Annotated in this window: 13 protein-coding genes and 2 pseudogenes; 4 read left to right on the forward strand and 11 right to left on the reverse strand. The window is 46.5% G+C overall.

Annotated features, from left to right (window positions below; all coding sequences use genetic code 11):
- Window positions 1-188: 188 nt before the first annotated feature.
- Together QUB14_RS13430 and QUB14_RS13435 are read right to left on the reverse strand one after the other, a co-directional pair.
- Window positions 189-1,253 (reverse strand): anthranilate phosphoribosyltransferase family protein, encoded by a 1,065-nt coding sequence (locus QUB14_RS13430; RefSeq protein ID WP_333217542.1) that lies wholly within the window; start codon window positions 1,251-1,253, stop codon window positions 189-191.
- A gap of 121 nt (window positions 1,254-1,374) precedes the next feature.
- A complete protein-coding gene (locus QUB14_RS13435; RefSeq protein ID WP_333217543.1) occupies window positions 1,375-2,349 on the reverse strand; it encodes a LysR family transcriptional regulator in 975 nt (324 codons plus the stop codon).
- Window positions 2,350-2,940: 591 nt separating this feature from the next.
- Here QUB14_RS13435 and QUB14_RS13440 point away from each other — a divergent pair.
- Window positions 2,941-6,363 (forward strand): PAS domain S-box protein, encoded by a 3,423-nt coding sequence (locus QUB14_RS13440; RefSeq protein WP_333217544.1) that lies wholly within the window; start codon window positions 2,941-2,943, stop codon window positions 6,361-6,363.
- A 112-nt stretch (window positions 6,364-6,475) separates the two neighbouring features.
- Here the strand turns inward: QUB14_RS13440 and QUB14_RS13445 are convergent, their stop codons facing one another.
- A complete protein-coding gene (locus QUB14_RS13445) occupies window positions 6,476-7,768 on the reverse strand; it encodes a HEAT repeat domain-containing protein (RefSeq protein ID WP_333217545.1) in 1,293 nt (430 codons plus the stop codon).
- Between the two features lie 224 nt (window positions 7,769-7,992).
- Between QUB14_RS13445 and QUB14_RS13450 the strand changes: the two genes are divergently transcribed.
- Window positions 7,993-8,862 (forward strand): lipid kinase, encoded by an 870-nt coding sequence (locus QUB14_RS13450; protein WP_333217546.1) that lies wholly within the window; start codon window positions 7,993-7,995, stop codon window positions 8,860-8,862.
- A 260-nt stretch (window positions 8,863-9,122) separates the two neighbouring features.
- Here QUB14_RS13450 and QUB14_RS13455 read toward each other — a convergent pair whose 3' ends face one another.
- The 4 genes from QUB14_RS13455 to hemW form a co-directional block, all read right to left on the reverse strand.
- Window positions 9,123-10,688 (reverse strand): FAD-dependent oxidoreductase, encoded by a 1,566-nt coding sequence (locus tag QUB14_RS13455; RefSeq protein WP_333217547.1) that lies wholly within the window; start codon window positions 10,686-10,688, stop codon window positions 9,123-9,125.
- Between the two features lie 184 nt (window positions 10,689-10,872).
- Window positions 10,873-11,145, reverse strand: coding sequence for a DUF1830 domain-containing protein (locus QUB14_RS13460; RefSeq protein ID WP_333217548.1), 273 nt, complete (start codon window positions 11,143-11,145; stop codon window positions 10,873-10,875).
- Between the two features lie 113 nt (window positions 11,146-11,258).
- Window positions 11,259-11,519 (reverse strand): hypothetical protein, encoded by a 261-nt coding sequence (locus QUB14_RS13465; protein WP_333217549.1) that lies wholly within the window; start codon window positions 11,517-11,519, stop codon window positions 11,259-11,261.
- Between the two features lie 226 nt (window positions 11,520-11,745).
- Window positions 11,746-13,113 (reverse strand): radical SAM family heme chaperone HemW, encoded by a 1,368-nt coding sequence (hemW, locus tag QUB14_RS13470; protein ID WP_333217550.1) that lies wholly within the window; start codon window positions 13,111-13,113, stop codon window positions 11,746-11,748.
- A gap of 375 nt (window positions 13,114-13,488) precedes the next feature.
- Here hemW and QUB14_RS13475 point away from each other — a divergent pair, with 375 nt between their 5' ends.
- Window positions 13,489-14,568, forward strand: a complete 1,080-nt coding sequence (locus tag QUB14_RS13475) for a PIN/TRAM domain-containing protein (RefSeq protein WP_190661066.1) — start codon at window positions 13,489-13,491, stop codon at window positions 14,566-14,568.
- Between the two features lie 461 nt (window positions 14,569-15,029).
- Here the strand turns inward: QUB14_RS13475 and QUB14_RS13480 are convergent, their stop codons facing one another.
- The 3 genes and pseudogenes from QUB14_RS13480 to QUB14_RS13490 form a co-directional block, all read right to left on the reverse strand.
- Window positions 15,030-15,227 (reverse strand): Uma2 family endonuclease, encoded by a 198-nt coding sequence (locus tag QUB14_RS13480; RefSeq protein WP_333217551.1) that lies wholly within the window; start codon window positions 15,225-15,227, stop codon window positions 15,030-15,032.
- Window positions 15,224-15,325, reverse strand: a pseudogene (locus QUB14_RS13485) (IS1 family transposase); the annotation flags it as partial. The pseudogene QUB14_RS13485 and the gene QUB14_RS13480, both read right to left, overlap by 4 nt.
- Window positions 15,326-15,806: 481 nt before the next feature.
- Window positions 15,807-16,397, reverse strand: coding sequence for a class I SAM-dependent methyltransferase (locus QUB14_RS13490; protein WP_333217552.1), 591 nt, complete (start codon window positions 16,395-16,397; stop codon window positions 15,807-15,809).
- 562 nt (window positions 16,398-16,959) lie between these two features.
- Here QUB14_RS13490 and QUB14_RS13495 point away from each other — a divergent pair.
- A pseudogene (locus QUB14_RS13495) lies at window positions 16,960-18,050 on the forward strand (IS630 family transposase).
- A 647-nt stretch (window positions 18,051-18,697) separates the two neighbouring features.
- Here the strand turns inward: QUB14_RS13495 and QUB14_RS13500 are convergent.
- Entirely contained in the window at window positions 18,698-19,366 is a 669-nt protein-coding gene (locus tag QUB14_RS13500) for a hypothetical protein (protein WP_333217553.1), read from the reverse strand.
- Window positions 19,367-19,535 lie beyond the last annotated feature (169 nt).

A 19,535-nucleotide genomic window follows, 5' to 3' on the forward strand; every position in this document is an offset into this window, starting at 1 on the left:
GGGAAGTTCGGCAACGGATTATGTAACGGATGTAACGGATGTAACGGATGTCAGGAAGAAGGAAGAGGCAAGAGGGAAGAAGGAAGAAGGAAGAGGCAAGAAGGAAGAAAAATTTCTCCATTTAGGGTGCTGTGTACAAAACCTGCTCAATGTAGTGTGTCCACCGCACAAATCCTCATTAATTATTCTTAACCAAAAACACTAACGGCTTGGCTAACTTCCTCAAGTTTTTGCACGACTTGACCGCTACTCAATAAAGTTTCTGCCTGAATCAAACCCGAGTTCATATCCAAACAAACTCCGCTGCGCCACAGATAAAATCCGCCGTTCCAGATAGCGGACTGCATCAATTCCGAGGGTTTTCCCAACAAAACTTCCTGCATTTGTTTTAATAACTCAGAGGCTGATTCAAAGGCAGGATTGGTGCTGCTAAAACCGTAATCTCCGTGCGCCAAAAGCACTCGCTCGAACTCAGTGTCCGGCTTAGCAATGCCGATAATCGCAGTACGATCGCGCGGCAAATCGCAGCTTCCCTCCAATCCTTTGACTGTGGTATAATTTTTGATTCCCCGCAGCTCAAAGGCTTTTTGAAACATACCTTCTGTGGGCGGGTGGACGTAGCCGGAGATGACGTTAACGTCGCCGGCACAGGGACACCACATCAACTCCATTGTCGAAAAAGGTGGCCGTTTGCCGATTTCGCGGCGGTAGGGTACTAAAGCGGTGGCTTGAGGAAAATGCTTGGGAAGGTAAACAAAACCTAAACCGGTACTGTCAAAAACTTGCTGGGCTTTTTCTAAAGTCAGTTTTCTCCAGTCAACTCCCAAACCGCGCCAAATTTCAATCAGGGGAATACCTTCCTTGGTTGGCATGGTATCCCCCCCGTGCATGAGGGTTGGGACGCCAGAGGCTGCTAAAATTAGGGCGGTTATTGGGCTAATTGGAGCCGTGCGCGATCGCCCGTCGTAAGCAACGCCAAACACGGCGACGGTAGAGACGGAAAACCCTTTTTCTCGGTTTGGGGGGGCAAGCATAGGCCCCAATTCTTCATAAGCATCGAGCATTCCGGCTAATTCTTCGCCGGTGGGCCGTTTAATGCGGTGGGAAATCATAAAAGCTCCAATTTGAGCCGGTGTTGCTTCTTGGAGCAGCATCATCCGCGTGGCTGCTGCTGCTTCGGAGCGAGTTAAGTTTTCTCCTGTGTGTGCTCCGCTGCCAATTTTTCGCAGCAATTCTCTAAATGCGTCACTCATAACTTTTGAAGTTGGTAATTGGTAATTGGTAGTTGGTAGTTAGTAATTGGTAGTTAGTAATTGGTAAGATTTGAATCGTTTTAAATTTAAAATTCCGAACTCTCAATTCAAAATTATCGAATTAACTCCCTGATTTTTCTAGCTTGATTACATCAAATGGCGGCACAAATTCGCGTACCAGATTCCAGAAATGGGCGATCGGCGGAATTTGCATTCGATCGTGAGTTGTCACCAACACCACTTCGCGAGTCCAAGTCGGATCGGTCGCCAATTGACCGATTGTCGAAACCTTGGAAGTTGACCGCTCTTGGGCGATCGACCGAACGGCTAAAGTGCGATCGGTTTTCGCCTCCAGCAAAGCTGAATGCGGCAGCAAAGCAATCAATTCTCCCTGTCGCACCACACCCCGAAAAGCATCAAGAGTGTTGAGTTCCAAAACAGCATGAAGTTTAGCACCGATGCGTCCAAATTGTTCTTGCACCATCCGCTGCATTCCGTACCCGTCCTTAAACACCACTTGCGGGTAACAAACCAATTCCGGCCAAGGTACTCGATCGTACTGGGCCAGGGGATGACCCGCCGCCATCAACACCTCGATCGGCTCATTGTAGAGCACCTCAACCAACATTTCCGGGGCTTGAGTAAAATGGCGGTTGTTCATCACCACCGCTATATCCACCAAACCGTCTTTGAGGACTTTCAGGGCTCGATCGCTTCCGAGGGAAGTCACCCGCAACTGCACGTCTGGATAGTCGCGGCAAAACTTTTGCAGCACAGGCGGCAAATAAGCAGCGCAAACCGAATGAATCGCAGCCACGCACAGTTCCGGCTGCTTTCCCGCCCGTAAGTCTCCCAATTCTTCAGCAGCATTTCGCCAAGTCTGACAGATTTTGCGAGCGTGAGGCAGCAGGCATTCCCCTCCCACAGTCAATTTCGCGTGGGCCGTGCGGTGAAACAGCGACAAACCCACTTCCGCTTCTAATCCCTGCACTTGGCGGCTAATAGTCGATTGGGTAACGCCACACTTCCGGGCCGCTTGCTGAAAGCTACCAGTTTCAGCAACTGAAAGAAATGCTTGAAGCTGCTCTAAGCGCATGGATGTTTAATTCGAGATGGTTTCAGAAATTTTACTGGAAGATAATCTGTGACATTAACCGATTTAGTAGAAGAATTTAGTAGACTTTGATACAGGTAGAGATTAGTTTTGATTCCGGGGCGAGACGCGGGGATGCTTGGCTCTATGAATCAATTTGCTCGGGTAGGATTTACGAGCGCCCAAGTAGAGGTCGATTCTCCTATTTTGAAGGGATTTCTGAATCTGCAAATTTATCAAAAAATAGATTCAATCAAGATGAATTTATCGAATATTGCAAGCTTCTAGCTAAACCGTTTCAATGAACTGCACTCTAGTAATCCCTTCATCAAGTGCGCTCAATAGCTCTGTTTTTCCGTAAGTTGTAACTTCAAAAGATAGCATTGAATTTCGTACCTCCTTGGGAATTATATTACCTCACTATTCCTAAACCTCTCAATAAATGTAAGAATATTTCAGGCAGGTTAAAGCCTGCTGTAAACTTTCCTCCCCGGACTAAAGTCACTCTTGTTTTATGTTTTTTTGTGTATAAACTAGGAATTAGCGGGTCAGCAACACAAGTGCAACTAGGATCGATCGCACAGGAAAGCCGAAATGCTGCAATTTCTTAAGATTATGTCATTTAACCACAATTTTATTCCGCAGGGTGGATGTTGCCAGTGGCAGTCCCAGTTGATGGGACTGCAAGCCGTCAGCGATTTGTTAATTGCCTTGGCTTATTATTCAATTCCAGCAATTCTGACATACTATGCCGGGAAGCAGCGGGAGGTGCCTTTGAGCAAGGGGTTTCTCCTATTGGGAGCCTGGTTTTTCTGCGGCGGGACAACTCACTTGGTGCAAGTTTGGATGCTGGTGCATCCCAGTTACTGGCTGTCAAGTTCGATCGTCGCCATTACCGCTATCATCTCTTTGTGGGCTGTAGCGTCCCTGATACCCTGGGTTCCTCAAATGTTGGCTTTGGCTGGGGCGGCCTCTTTTCCAGGAAATACGGTACTGGGAACTGAAAAGGTCGATCGACTGCAAGCCGACTCTGCCATTAAAGATTCCGTCCCATTCCCCACAACCGAACTCCAGCAAATTAACGAGCAATTGCTCGCAGAAATAACGCAGCGCGAGCGAGTCGAGGAACTCCTGCTTGACGCTTTAGGCAAGCTGCAAGAAAGCGAAGAACGCTTCCGCGTTTTTCAGGAATTATCTCTAGACGGATTTAACGTGTTCCGCAGCATTCGTGACGAATCCACAATTGTGGATTTTGAATGGGAATACGTCAATCCCGCAGCGGCAAAAATTCAACAACGTACACCTGAAGAATTAATCGGCAAGCGATTGCTGCAAGTCCTGCCCGGTCATAAAGATAGCGGTTTGTTCGACCATTACGTGCAAGTTGTACAAACAGGAATTCCCCTCGATACCGAGATTTATTACAACAGGGAAGGAATTGTCGGCTGGTTTCGGATTATGACCGTTAAATTGGGCGACGGCATTGCTATTTCTTTTGGCGATATTACTGGGCGCAAGCAAGTAGAAGCATCCCTGCGCGAGGCGCTGCAAAAACTCACTTCTCATTTTGAAAATACTCCCCTAGCGGTGATTGAGTGGGATGAAAATTTCCGGGTTAGCGGGTGGTCGCCGGCCGCCCAGAAGATTTTTGGCTGGGAGGAAACAGAAGTTTTAGGCAAGCATTTTAGCGAATGGAAATTTATCGAGCGGGGTGAGTTTGAAGAGGTAGAATCGGCAATTTATAGTTTAAACAAACCAGGTAGTCGCTGCAATGTAGTTCGCAACAACAATTATAATAAGGGTGGTTCGTTGGTGCATTGCGAGTGGTACAATTCGGCTTTTTACAGCGAGTCGGGACAGTTGGTATCGGTGCTGTCTCTGGTTTTGGACGTGACGGAACGCTTTAAATTTCTGGAAGTGCTGCGACAGTCTGAAGAGCGGTTTCGGATTGCTGCAGAAAGTGCCAGTGATTTAATTTATGAATGGGATATCGAGACCGACATCGTGCTGTGGTTCGGTCACGTAGACGAACATTTGGAGTACGAAAAAGGCGGATTTCCGAGGACAAAAGCAGCTTGGAACAGTATCTTGCACCCGCTCGACCGCGATCGAGTTTTGGCCGCGGTCGAGCGGTATTTGAGTGCGCCAGATAGTTCTGCCGCCCCATTTTTTCAGGAATACCGCGTTCAGTGCCACCGGGGCCGCTTGCTCCACTGGATCGATCGAGGCAAAGCAGTGCTTGACAAACAAGGCAAACCTTGCAAATGGATCGGCGTGATTAGCGACATCACCGCTCGCAAAGAAGCCGAAGAACAGCGGAATTCGGCATTGGCGCGGGAACAGGCCGCCCGTCGCCAAGCCGAAGCCAGCGAACAGCTTTACCGCGTCCTCGCTGAAGCCATCCCGCAAATAGTTTGGACTGCCAGAGCCGACGGCTGGTTCGACTACTACAACCAGCGCTGGTTTGAATATACAGGCTTGACGCTGGAGGAAACTCAAGGCTGGGGGTGGCAGCTAGCCCTGCATCCAGATGACGTGGAAAATTCCGTAGAAAGCTGGAAGACCTCGGTGGAGACAGGGAAGACTTACGAGGTGGAATACCGTTTTAAACGGGCATCTGACGGAGCTTATCGCTGGCATCTGGGCCGGGCGTTGCCCGTGCGGGACGCTGACGGGAAAATTCTCAAATGGTTCGGAACTTGTACCGATATTGACGATCGCCAGCGATTGGCCCAAACAGCCTATTTTAGCGCTCAAGCTTTGGCTTTGCTGTCGTCGGCTTCCCTGGATTACGAAAAGGCGCTGCAAGGTTTGGCAGATTTAACAGTACCGGGGCTGGGAGACTGGTGCTGTGTGCATTTGCTTGATGCAGACGGCTCAATCCGCTTGCAAGCAGTTGCTCACTCAGATCCGAGCAAAGTCGCTCTGCTTTGGCAAATCGATCGGCGTATGCCACTAGACCCCCAAGGACGGCACGGAGTAGCAAAGGTGCTGCGGACTGGTGAGTCGAAGCTCTACCCAGAAATACCGGAATGGGTGATCGAGGCGGTTGTGCCGGACAAGGAACTGCAGTTGGTGCTGCGATCCCAATCCCAGGTGCTCTCGGCCATCTGCGTGCCGCTAATCGCTCGCGGGCGGACGCTGGGAGCGATTTCGCTGCTGTGCGGGGAGTCGGGCCGCCGCTGCGGGCAGGAGGATTTGGTTTTGCTGGAGGATTTGGCGCGGGATGCGGCGGTGGCGATCGACAATGCGCGGCTTTACCGGGAAGCAGCGGAGGCCAACCGGATTAAAGACCAGTTTTTGGGAACGCTTTCTCACGAGTTGCGGACGCCTCTGAACGCGATTTTGGGCTGGGCCCAGATGCTGCGGCAGCGCCAGATGAGTGCCGAAAAAACGGCTGTGGGTTTGGAGACTATTGAGCGAAACGCGCGGTTGCAGACTCAGATGATTGAGGATTTGCTGGACGTTTCCCGGATTGTGAGCGGCAAAGTGTGTTTGAAGCTGTTCCCGGTGGATTTGGTGCGGATTGTAGAAACGGCAGTGAAGACGCTGACCCCTGATGCTGAAGCTAGGGGAATTGAATTGGTGAGTTTTTGTGCAGAAGGGGTGAGCTTGGTGAGGGGCGATGCTACTCGTTTGCAGCAGGTGGTGTCTAATTTGCTCTCGAATGCTATTAAGTTTACGCCGCCGTCGGGTCGCGTGGAAATCACGCTCTCAGAGGATGGGGAACCGGGAGCAGGGGGTGGCGCGATGTTGTCTGGGCCGTCTCCGGTTCACTCTGTTTCGATCGTTGTCAGCGATACGGGAATTGGCATCAGCAAGGAGTTTTTGCCCTTTGTGTTCGATCGCTTCCGCCAAGCTGACAGCACTTCTACGCGCAATTACGGCGGGCTGGGACTGGGATTGGCGATCGTCCGCCATCTCGTGGAACTCCACGGCGGCAGTGTCTGGGCCCAAAGTCCCGGGGAAGGACTCGGCTCGACTTTCGGAGTGCGGCTGCCAATTGAGCAGACCTAAAGTTTTGATTTTTCAGTTATCGAGTTCAAAATTCAATATTTAATTTCTACGTAAGGTGTTGAGGGCGCACCCTATATTTAAGGGTTCTCCGCAAATCCGCTCGCTCTTGATTTTATTGCCATTCTTGCAGGGCGATCGCAATTCCTTGTTTCAATCTGGGTTCGAGACTCTCTTGTTTCACTAAGTTTTCTAATTTCTGCCTGGCCTCGGCAGCACCTAGCTGTTTGAGCGCTGCCATGCAGTGCAGCCTGACGCTGCTATCTGCGTCGCCCAACATTGAAATCAGAGGATCTAGCCCTCTCATATCTCCTAATTTTCCTAAACCTAAAGCTAAAGATTTTTTGCTAACTGCCTCCTGCACGGCCGGATGATTTGTTGAAAACAAATCAATCAGAAATTCAGCAGCAACAGCTTTTAATTCCGGCTTTTCTATTCGCCCTAAAACAGTGACTATCTCTTCATAAACAGCATAATTTATGTTAGTAAATTGCGCCATTAATGCCTGATGCAAATATGCTAAAGCGGTTGCAGTTTCCATCCAGCTTAGGGCGCGCACAGTTTCGATTTGCAATTCAACCGGAGTTGTGGGCGATCGCAGCAATTCAAATAAAGCAGCCGCTGCAGCATCAGTTTTCACTCGCCCGATCGCGATCGCCGCTTGCTGACAAACTTCTAATCGGATGTCGGAAAGTAAAGGTTTGAGCAAGTTAACTAAATCTAATTCTGCGTCTAAATAGGCGCGCGCGCCAAGAGCTCGCACGGCTTCTTTTCTGACTGCTGTCGCCGGATCTTTGAGCGCTGCTACCAGTACCGACGGGATGCGGGAGTCGTGAAAGCTGCTCAGGGCCTCGATTGCGGCTGCCCGCACCGCAACTTGAGAGTCTGCGACTACGCTCAACAGCGGTGCGATGGTTTCGGTGCGCCGAATTTGGGCGAGTGCTGCTGTTGCAAACTGTCGCGAGTCTTTTTGCTGCAAGAGAGTTGCTAGGGATTCTATGGCTGTTTGGCCCAAATTCCCTAGGGTTTCGGCGGCGATTTGGCTCAATTCTTCGTCGGAATTTTTGACCAATTCTACTAAAGCTTGAATCACTTCTGGACGATCGAACTTTCCGAGGATGCGGGCGGCGAACCACCGGGGTTCCGTGTCTGCGTCTTCGTCTTCGAGCACGGCAATTAAAGGTGCGATCGCGCAATTCCCTAGATTGGGCAATACTTTAGCAATTTCCCAACGGTCTTGAAAATCGCCCCATTCCAAGGCTTGTATTGCTAAACTGACAGCTTGTTCTAAAATGTGCTGTTCCTGCGGCTTACTGCCCTTGGCTGTCACTTCCTGCAAGCATTCGACTAGCCCAGACCAGTTTTGGCGATCGGCAGCGACTTGCGCTTTTTGTAAAATATTACCCATGATTTTAAATTAAGTTCGATCGAGAAGCGAGGTTTTTTGCTGCTAGGTCAGAGCGGGAGGTACTTTTTAGGAATCTTTTGCTACAATTATCCATTTTTTGACATTTTTGTCAATCCATCATAACTGGTAAAATAGAAGTAAAGCATTAATTTCATCCAGTTAAAGCATCAAGCTATACTTTTTGTAATTTAAAATACGCAATATTCCTAATGAAAAATTAACAAATGAAGAAAGCTCTACTTTTAGTAAACCAGCACTCCCGAAAAGGGCAAAAGCTATTATCTCAAGCCACTGTAGAATTAGAAGCACTCGGTTTTGAGTTAATTATAGAATCTACTGACCACGCCCACGAACTTTCCGACATTATTCGCCGCTACCAAAATCGAGTCGAATTAGTAATAATCGGCGGCGGCGACGGCACTCTCAACGCTGCCATAGAAGGTTTGATAGATACCAAGTTACCCTTGGGTATTTTGCCGATGGGAACTGCTAACGACCTAGCCCGCACTCTGGCAATTCCTACAGATTTATCAGCAGCTTGTCAAGTAATTGCCAGCGGTAAAATTCGGCTAATAGACTTGGGTTGGGTTAACGGCCAACATTTTTTTAATGTTGCAAGTTTGGGACTAAGCGTGGAAATTACCCAGCGGCTGACGAAAAAGGTGAAGCAGCGCTGGGGAGTTTTAGCTTATGCTTTTACTGCTTTGCAGACAATTTTTTCAGCGCGACCGTTCCGAGCAGAAATTAAGATAAACAACCAATCTTTTAAGGTTAAAACTATTCAAATTGCCATTGGCAACGGCCGCTATTACGGAGGTGGCATGACAGTTGCCGAGGATGCCACCATCGACGACAGGCGACTGGATTTGTACAGTTTGGAAACAATAAATTGGTGGGAAATCATTGCTTTGCTCCCGGCTATGAGGCAAGGAAATTATACCAAGTCGCCTAAAGTTCGCGTCTTGTACGCTCAAGAATTTGAGGTTAATACTAGCAAACGCCGTTCGATTAATACCGACGGTGAAATTACAACTCACACGCCTGCACAATTCCGAGTGATTCCCGAAGCTTTAGCAGTTATAGCTCCTTCATAACTCACAACTAATATAATTATGTTGTGGAACAGGCATCTTGCCTGTTCATCTGTTAGCCACGGGCAAGATGCCCCTGCCACAATTAATCACTTAATAAATTATATTGTGTTGTGGAACAGGCATCTTGCCTGTTCATCTGTTAGCCCCGGGCAAGATGCCCGTGCCACAATTAATCACTTAATAAATTATATTGTGTTGTGGAACAGGCATCTTGCCTGTTCATCTGTTAGCCACGGGCAAGATGCCCGTGCCACAATTAATTAATAATCGCCTCCCGCGCCATATTGCCATGCTTCAACTAATCGGTGAAAATAGTATTTCTGCTGCGGCGCTAATTTTTTTACCTGCGGTTCTACGGCTTTCCCCAAAGGCTGCAATCCCGTATAAATCCCTAAATTTAAATAATGTACCATCCAATCTAGCAAGTTAGCTATTCCTACCTGCGGGATAATTTTCATAACTAATCCGGGATGGCTAATTGCTGTTTTAAACAGAGTTTGTGACAAAGCCGGAAACAGCACGATATCTTGAAGAAACGGTTTGAGTACCGGTTCTCCCAACTCTTCCATTACCTGAAATACGGCAACCAAAAGTTGATTGATTTGATTGGGATCTATTTTTTGATCCATCGCAGCACTCATTGAACGCTGAAACAACCAGGTAACTGATAGATTCGGCTGGTAGGGTTGCAAAAGTGCGAGGGAATTTTTGTCGAGACTCTCGCTTGTCAAAGCTTCGTCAATTCCGAGAGTTAAGCGTTTGAGGTGGCGCACCATTGCGCCGAAACCGCCGAAGCTGAGGGGAGATTGGCTACCGCTGCTGTCTCCGACTGGGAGTAGGCGATCCCAAGGCGTTTTTAGAGGACTTTGGCGATAGCAGGGGAAGAATCCGTAGAGTGCTCTTTGGAATTTTAACTGTTCGAGTTCGACGTTTTGATATTGGGGAAGCAAGCGCAAATACTCTTCAAATAATGTTTCTAAACTGAATCTTTCTGTGTCGGCGTCTATGTAGGTAAATAAGTAGGTGGTGCGGCCGTCTCTGGCTGGAAATGCTTCCCAAAAATATTGGCACTGATTTTGCATTGGGGTGAAGGATGCAAATATATCGCCAGTGTCGTTTTTGGGGTATCCTTGAGCGCAACTGCCGACTACTAAACATACGGCGTCGGGTTTTTTGCCTTGTCTTGCTTGGCACACAATGGGTGAAAAATGTCCCATTGCGTCTAATAATAATCTGGTTTTAAATAAATTTCTATCAGGTTGTGTATCGGTATTTGCAGATTCTACCAAGACTCCATCCGGGTGAATGGTTGCTGTTTTAAATGGTGTATTTTCAAATAGCTTTCCTCCAGCTTGGAGGAATCGCGGCTTGAGGGTTTCTAGGAGGTAAACTGGGTCGATTCCGATGTTGAGTACGTCGCGCACCCAAATGTCTGGGGTGTTGGCAAAGCTGATGCGGGCTGGGTTGTATTCGGTGGCTACGGCCTTTTCTATCTCTTCAACAGATAGCAGATTTAGTTCTAAGAATGCGTCTAATTCTTTGCGAGAAATGTTCCATTCTTGATCGCGACCTCGCAGGGTGCCGCGTTCGAGCAGGGCTACTCGCCAACCCCGCAGGACTAAGGCTGTACCGATCAATATTCCTAGGGTTCCGCCGCCGATAAGTATGTCGAAGTCGAGGGTTTCCAGGGGTTGTTGGCTGTGTTTGACTGCTTGGGGTGCTGGTGCGGTGTTTTGTTTGAGGTTTTCCCAGAGTCGATCGACTTTTCTCAGGCCTCCGAGGGCGTCTCCTGGCACTTGGGAGAGGATTTGTTCAGTGAGGGACATCGGGTTTTAGTATTAAACAGTGGTTGATTTTTTATAATTTAGCTTAGATCAACATTTCCGACAGTTTCAGGGCTGACGCATGGGTTGGCGAGAATCACGGAATTTTTATAATCATACAGAGAAACCCAGTTTCTGAAAAAAAACCGGGTTTCTACCTCTCGCTGGTAAGTCTAAATAATTATCTTCAATCAGCCGTGCTTAATTCTTCAACTCGCAGCCGATCGCACAAAATTCGCTCGCACACTATAACACCCGTATCCGCACTCCTGCAAACTTCTAACTGAGCGTCCGGCAGCGCTTCAAACAAAAAACGTTCCCCCGGAAACACTGTCCGCTCAAAATACCAATTAGGAATATTTGTAATGCGAGCGATTTGCACTTTGCTAGTATTATTAAGATACCAACACAAAATGCGCGTATGACCTTCGGAAATTACCTGATTTAGTGTCAAATTCATCTTTTTAACTTGTTTCTGCAATTGTGCGAGCTATCGGCTACGGACCTAAACTTAATATAGCATATTACCAGTTAAAACACACTTTTTTATACATTTTTTTTACATTGTTTGAGTTAATTAATAATTTTCGCCGGAGAAACATCAGCGCCTTCCAGGTATTCCCAAGAAGGTGCAAAAGCCGGCATTGCTAAAGCGCAAGATTTCCATCCTCCCCTAACAGGTGCGTTCAACAATTGACAGTGACCAACTGAACCTCTTGCCTGTTGGTAGTGACCGCAAAAATTACACTTGGAAGTCGGATTGCACCCGCGCTCGGTAATTACAAGGCAGGGCTGGTTTTGGGTTTGGTTGCGGTCGATAGTTAAAGTGTTCATTAAATTACTTTTTAAATGTTCAGTCTTAAGTATGACGGCTGGATTGCAGTCCTGGCGTCTATCTCAAGGCTTAGTTCGCCTTTAAGTTTTGTTTAGGGATCGATAGAAAATAGATGATTTTTGAGATGATCGAGCTAGGGAGCAATTGAATTTTCTTTCGGTCGCATTGGCGGCCCCGGCTTTAGGGCCGATCGCGCTTGCTGGAGATATACTTCCTCAGGCAGAGCTAATTATCCTCGCCTAACTTGCTGAACAAATCGGCTAAAATTGTATTAGAAAATAAAAAACCTTCGGGATCGCTCAACCTCAAATTGCCCGAAAGTGGCAGTTTCGCCCCCTCGCCTAAAGTTGCGTGAAGCGGAGCTATCCCGTAGGGAATCGCCCCATCCGCAGTTATAATTTCCACCCATCCTTGTCGCCAGTAGGGCTGCAAACAACGCCAAATTTTGTCAACCGTTTGTTGAGTAAACTTCTCAGTCAGCGACGACAGGCTAACTCCTTCTGCTAAACGCAAACCTAGCATCAGCGTTTCTAACAAAACGTCATTTTCTGAAACTTGAAAATTTTGCTCAACTGCTGGGTAAATTTCCTGCTGGGTTTCCCCCCCAATTTGTGGAGTAGCAGGGGAATTGAGGCCAGAGATCGATCGCACCCACTGATAATATTCTTGAGTTTTGCGAGGCCTGGTCAACCTCCGGCCTTCCACGTAACTCGCCGCCCCCATTCCCAAGCCGTAATAAGGGCGATTTTCCCAATAAACGCGGTTGTGGCGGCACTGATAGCCAGATCGAGCGTAATTAGAAATTTCGTAATGTTCGTAGCCAGCCCCTGTCAGAATTTCCCTTGCTAAACGGTACATTAGAGCAGCGGTGTCATCTGCTGGCAGTGGCTGGGCTCCTGCTTCAAAGTAGCGCCCGAAAGCAGTTCCCTGCTCAACAATTAAGTCGTAACTCGACAGGTGAGTCGGGCTAATTTCCACCGCCGCTTTCAGGGAAGCTTCCCATTGTTCTAAAGTTTGGTGCGGCAGTCCCGAAATCAGGTCTAAACTAAAATTGACAATACCAGCCGATCGCACTATTTCCACTGCGTCAAAAATTTCGGCTACCGAGTGCGATCGTCCGCAAGCTTGCAGCAATTCATCCTGAAAAGCTTGCACTCCCAAACTAACTCGATTTACTCCCGCCGCTGCATATCCCCGCAACTGTTCTAAAGTAAACGTACCCGGGTCTATTTCTATAGAAATTTCCGCCTCAGCAGCAATCCCAAATTTGCCGTCGAGAGTCTCTAAAATATTACTCAACTGACTCACAGAAAGCAGCGAAGGCGTGCCGCCACCAAAAAAAACTGTTTTCAGAGATGCGCCTAAATTTTTTGTTTCTTGAATTTCTTGACAGAGTACAGCAACGTATTGCACAATTGTGCCGGAATTCTCGCCATTTTTGCGATCGCCCACCACAAAAACCGGAAAATCGCAGTAGTAACAGCGACGGCGACAAAAAGGTATGTGCAGGTAAGCCGAACTGGGAATCCCCGAATTTGTCGCTTGCACACTTTTTTTTAATTCAAATGTTAAATAATCTGTAGGAGGGTTCATTACATCTCAAGCCGAAAGCGCAACTTCAAATCTAAAGTTTTAATTAAACAATCATGAATAATTATGTATATTATGACATTTTCTTACCAAAAAAGCGCTGCGAACGATCGGCTGTTTTAATGTAACCTCGTATCAGTTTCGAGCGGCTACAATTCCCGCATAGCCCGCAGGGCGGTCTATTGGAACCTCGTGCCTGCTTTCGGCAAGGCGTGGTAAATTCCGAGCGACTCCCTGGCACATCCCCCAAAGGGTACAACCGCGAAATATAAGTTTATGAAAATCCCTGAGTAAATATAGCGATATCCGACCAAAGCATGAAAACAAGTATCAGCACTGCAAAGATATAATGTGAATAAATTCATTAACCTAGAACTAATGCTAGACGCAATCATAATAATCTCATTCATAATCGCAGGCGGAGGCATCGGCTATTACGGAGTCGAACTCCTGCCGACCGAGCTGCTGGAGCAAGTTACAAATATACAAGGTTTAAGTTCTGTACTAGGTTCGTTTGGAGCATTAATCGGCTTCGTGATGGGATTAGTGGCTCAAACAACCTACCGGCGCCTGGAAAAACAAGTCCGCGATATGCCAGTGGAGATGCTGCTGACGCGGGCGATCGGCTTAATCATCGGACTGCTAGTAGCAAACTTAATGCTGGCTCCGCTGTTCCTGCTGCCCATTCCCCGCGAGTTCGGCTTCATCAAACCTCTAGTCGCAGTCTTGGGTAGCGTCATGTTCGGCTTCACAGGCGTCAGTTTGACCGACACCCACGGCCGCGCTTTCTTGCGGCTGATCAACCCCAAAAGCTTTGACACCGTGTTGGTAGCCGAAGGTACTTTCAAACCAGCAACTGCCAAAGTTGTCGATACTAGCTGCATTATTGACGGCCGAATTGAAAACTTGCTAGAAACAGGTTTCCTCGAAGGTCAAATTATCGTGCCGCAATTCGTGCTCCAAGAACTGCAACTAATAGCTGATTCCGCGAACGATCAAAAGCGAGTGCGCGGGCGCCGCGGCTTAGATATTCTCAACCGCATCAAAGAAACATACCCAGAACGCATTCAAATTCACTCGGCTGACTACGAAGATATTGCCACAGTCGATGCGAAATTAGTCCGCTTCGCTTTGGAGATCGACGGTATTTTGCTCACAAACGATTACAACTTATCGAAAGTAGCTACCGTCCAAAAACTGCCGGTTTTGAATATCAACGATTTGACTCATGCGGTGCGTCCCACTTATTTGCCGGGAGATACGATCGAACTAAAAATCCGCAAAGAAGGCAAAGAACCTTCTCAGGGAATCGGTTACTTGGATGACGGCACCATGGTTGTCGTAGAAGCAGGAAGCAGCTATGTCGGCGGCGAAGCCCGAGTTGTAGTCACCAGCGCCCTGCAAACTAGCGCCGGCCGCATGATATTCGCCCGCCCTCAAGAGTCCGTTATTGTTTGAAACTGAGTAACAATGGCCAGGGCACTCAGAATCAAATATTGCGATCGTTGTTCCCAATCTGCCCCGACTCTCTACCGCGCCCGGTATGACGAGTCGGGGCAGTGGTTTTTTTTGTGTCTTAAATGTTGGGAATCGGTAAGTAAAAACAATCCTTTTTACTTCTACGGCGGCACTTGGAAAGCCACCAAGAAAAAATAGCAATTACCAGCTTCTTCTTCTTTTCTCTTCCTTCGTGTTCTTTGCGTCTTCGCGGTTCAATCATCTCAATATCAGTGATTCAGGAGTAATTAAAATCAACAAATCTCGCTCGCATCTTCATACAATGTCTCGATCGCACAGCTAAAATTAACGCTAGCAAACTGAAATTCTTGTCCTTGACTGTAAAAATAAAGCACCCACAAATCCTCTGAATTCCGGCTAAAACACTCTACACTAACTTTTTCTTGATTGATTAATACATACTATTGCAAACTTTCAGAAGTGCGGTAATCCGCAAATTTATCGCTTCTGTCAAAAGCCGCTGTTGTCGGCGATAAAACTTCTACAATTAAGCGCGGGTAGCGAATGAAATCTTCAGCAGTATTTCTGTCCCGTTCATCGCCACTCACCGCTACATCAGGATAGTAAAAAAAATGGTAGTGGTGAATAGTAATGGTCAAGAGCCAAGAGAGGCATTGTAATGATGCACAAAGTACCAAATTGCACCAATAGGGTTACTCAATTTCTTCGAGAACGACAAGGTTTTACGAACCAATCGCCCCCCTTTGGAGTCTCGTAGAACTTCTGATTGACATATAGTTGTAGCCAACGTTTAGAAACGCTTTGCCACTTGCTGGAGGCAGAGCCTTCGCGGAGTATGCCAAGGCGGAACACTGGCACGAGTACGATCGCCCCTCGCTGTAAGTTGGGTTAAGTCTGTCAAGCCCTTGCTCGTGAATCAGTAGGTAATGTGAAACCGAACATGACTCGATTGGGCGATCGCACTGCTGGTTGAGGTGGAAGGGAACCCGAAAGAACAGATCGCTAAGTATTACCAATGGCTAGCAAAACAGCTAGGCGATCGCGAATGGTTTAACGCTGCCAATAGTTGCATTTGGGATGGCACCAGAAGCAGACTCTTGGCTGTACGGAGAGAGTACAACACCTTTGTGCAAAGATAGCTAACGGTTCTGGTCAGCGGTTGTTGGGATCTCTGCATCTCACCTAAGCAGCTTCAGGCAATCCGCTGCACCAGAAAGTTATATTTCTTTTGATGCGATCGCCTGAACTACTGCGCCAATGCCAGTGTGATAAATACCTTCTACTACATCACGCTCAAGCTCAATTAGATGCTTAAACTTTAAGCCAGCCAACTCAAGGCTTAAAGATTCTTTAGATTGCATCGAATCTACTGAATTTCCGCCGCCAGTACCATGCTTCAACTGCTCAGGTGTATAAGCCTCAAGCAGAAAAACACCGTTTTGGTTTAACGCGACTTCAACTTTTTTATGAAGTTGTTTTCTGATTAAAGAGGGCAATGGACAAAATATAGATACAATTCCGTCCCATTTATTTTCGCCTAAATCATACTCTGCTAAATCAGTATGAATAAACTCAACAACCACCCCATTCTCTTCGGCCAATTTTCTAGCCTTATTCAAACCCACTAGAGAAGCATCTACAGCGGTTACAGAATAACCCTGTTTCGCAAGGAAAACGGCATTCCGCCCTTCTCCTTCGGCCAAGCTCAGAACTTTACCTTTTGGAATACTGCTGACGTTTGCTTCCAAAAAGTTGTTCGGATTTGTGCCATATGCGTACTCTTTGGCACTGTATCTTTCATCCCACATCTGTTTTCTCCAATTGTTGCTCTTGGCACATTTGATGCCAAAAAAATATAGCTATGTATTCAACCGCAGATATGCTGGATAATACCTTTACCTTCCAGGATTATCCATCATATCTGTTGGACAACATCCTAGTTTTAAGGAATTAAACAGAAACTTTGCAGGTTAAGTCCGGGTTCTTGGGTGTTATCCATCGCTTCTGATAGTTAATCCTGGAAATCAGGGGTGTTATTTGTCACTTTTGCTGATAATATCCTCTCTATCGGTCTTATCCAGCATTAACCTAATGTCGCAATCTACCGCTCCGATGCAGCTTTACCGCTTGCTTGAGGCCGAGCCTTCGCAGAGTAGGAACGAGTGCGATCGCCCCTCGCTGTAGGTTGGGTTGAGCCTGTCACGTCATTGCTTGTAAATCAATAGGTAACGTGAAACCAAACATGACTCGATTGGGCGATCGCCCAGGGTTGAGGTGGAGAAGCAGTGAGGAGTGTCGGGCTTCATATCAATTCCGGTTGCACCGGAATGATATACTGAAAGAGCGTCAAGAGTGCAACGAGGACAAGTCATGCCTAAACGCCTCAAGTTAGAGCCTCATCAAACTTCCTCGCCCGTTGTCTAAACTTTATCGTCAAGCGTCAGACCCCATTGAACGGACGTGCTACCAAATAATTTGGCTTTTGGCAACTGGACGAGTGACAGAAGATGTCGCGGATGTCACTGGTTACTGCCGTAACTCTATATATCGCTTAGTTCGTCGCTACAATCAATTAGGTGCTAATGGGTTGAAAGACAAACGTCATCAACATCCGGGCACTCCACCTTTACTCTCTGTTATAGAACAAGCACAACTTTTGGAAACTTTACGAACTCCGACTGCTGATGGAGGATTGTGGAACAGTCGTAAAGTTGCTGAGTGGATCAGTAATTTACTTGACCGTCCCGGAGCGCGTACAAAGGGGTTGGGACTACCTACGTTCGTTGGAGTTTCGGTTGCGGATACCTCGACCGGAACACGACTTGACTGACCTGGAAGTCCAAGAAGCTTGGAAAAAAAACTGCGATCGCAAGCCAAACGAATTCAACAGCAGTATCCATCAGCAGCAGTAGAAGTGTGGGCAATGGATGAGCATCGTCTCGGACTAAAACCTATAGTTAGGCGAGTGTGGGTAGGATATGGGGAGCAGCCCATAGCCAACGTCAATTGGCGATATCAATGGCTATGGTTGTATGGTTTTGTACACCCGTCAACGGGAGAAACCTACTTTTGGATTCTTCCAAAAGTTAACATTGAGCTTTTCAACTTAGTTTTAGAAGATTTTGCTAGAGAATTTGGAGTTGGTAAAAATAAACACATCATCTTAACTAAAGACCTACGATGGTTGGCATACTCGCCCACAAGTTATAGTTCCTTCTTGGTCTACACTTGGAATTTATGCCCTCTCATTCTCCCGAATTACAACTGTCTCAGAACGTCTGTGGCCTTTAGTAAATGAACCAATTGCCAATCGGTCATTTCAAAATCTTGATGAATTAGAAGAAGTATTATTTCAGCGCTGCCAAGTTCTGCTGAAACAATCTTCTTTGATTAAAGGGATTACTTGTTTCCATTGGTGGCCAAAAACCAAAGCTATATCATTCCGGTGCAACCGGAATTGATATGAGCCGTTTCCGGGAATGCAACAATCATTGACTTCACTCACAAAAAGTCCTTATCCAAGTAATATACGGGAAAGGGAAGTTATCTATGTATTACTCGGAAGGGGTTGTTGCTGTCGTTGTTGTTGTAGCCAATTCGATTAATCGTCTTAAAGCTTTTTGAGCAGACTTATAGCTGGGAGCTTGTTTGCCTCTCTTTAGCTCTCCTAAAACCTGTTTCTTCTAATAGAGCGGGCGATCGCATTAAGTTGAAGTATAGAATGCGATCGCGAACTTAGATTTCACACTGTGAATCTAGCAGTTACACTTCACTCTAAGTAGGTAAGCGGGATTAAACACAGCTATGTAACAGTATGTAAACAGGGCTAACTTAGCCACGCTTAGGGCATTTGAATACTTTACAATCCTTTACATAATTGTGTTTTACAGCGCCTACCTACTTATAAGCATTGGTAGTACCTGCAATCTCTAGAAGTTCTAATTATAACCTCCAATGATTAGCCTTTATTTGTTTACAACCTGTAGCTTATGTCACATACATAGCGATCTAACAGATCGGGTCAGCGGGCTAATACCTTAGCATCTCTCCTAAGCGGTTTCGGTCAATCTGCTGCACCCGAATGTTAGTCTGCTGTTTAGAGCAAATTCTACGAACTAACTTGAGGAGCTAGTTGCCACACTTTAGAGTACTCTTTAATGACCTGGCGACCTTGTTTAGAAAGAAATTTAGTTGCAGCTTGAGTAGCAATCTTCGCTGTATCTCGACGGCGCTGAAACTCCCCCTCTTCGCTATGGTAAGCCTTTGCCAAATAAACCATTGATTTTGTTACATAGTGTTTATTTATGAGATGAAAATTGCAACCTAGTAACATGGCTAAAATAGCAAGATTTGCTGATATTTCATTCTCAATTTCCTCAAATTTTGTTGTTACCTGATATGAATAAATAGTTGCATGAGATACTTGACATAAAACTGCCCAAAGATTCTTAAGTTCAGTAAGTTCTGGTGTCATTATCTTCTTGAGGATTGCATTGGAGAAATAAATCGTCTCTCCTGCTATCCATTTCGATATGAGACTGTCACTCTGCCGTATAGATGCAAATTTTGCGATCATTAATGCTTCATAAACTGAACGTAATAATACCCGACCCGAACCGGGTAAACCATCTATTGTTAAAACCAGTGTTGAGTAAAGCGCAATTTCATTTTTAATTACTGCTGATACGATTGGCGTTTCTGCATGAGTATGTTGAGTGAGATGGCGTTGTCCTAAAAGACCATAGAACAACTTAGTATAGTGGTACTGGGCATCCATACATTCCTTTAGTGTGAATAAGTGTTCAGAAAACTTTTCCTGAGTGAGACATTGATTCCGTTGACGTTCTCTCTCCAATTCGTTGAATCGCATACATGATTATGATGTTAAATGCTAGCCTATACTAACTATTTATAACTGACAAAGCAATCTGAATATCCAAAGTTAT

The organism is Microcoleus sp. B3-D2 (genome assembly GCF_036705345.1).
Classification (GTDB): domain Bacteria; phylum Cyanobacteriota; class Cyanobacteriia; order Cyanobacteriales; family Microcoleaceae; genus Microcoleus.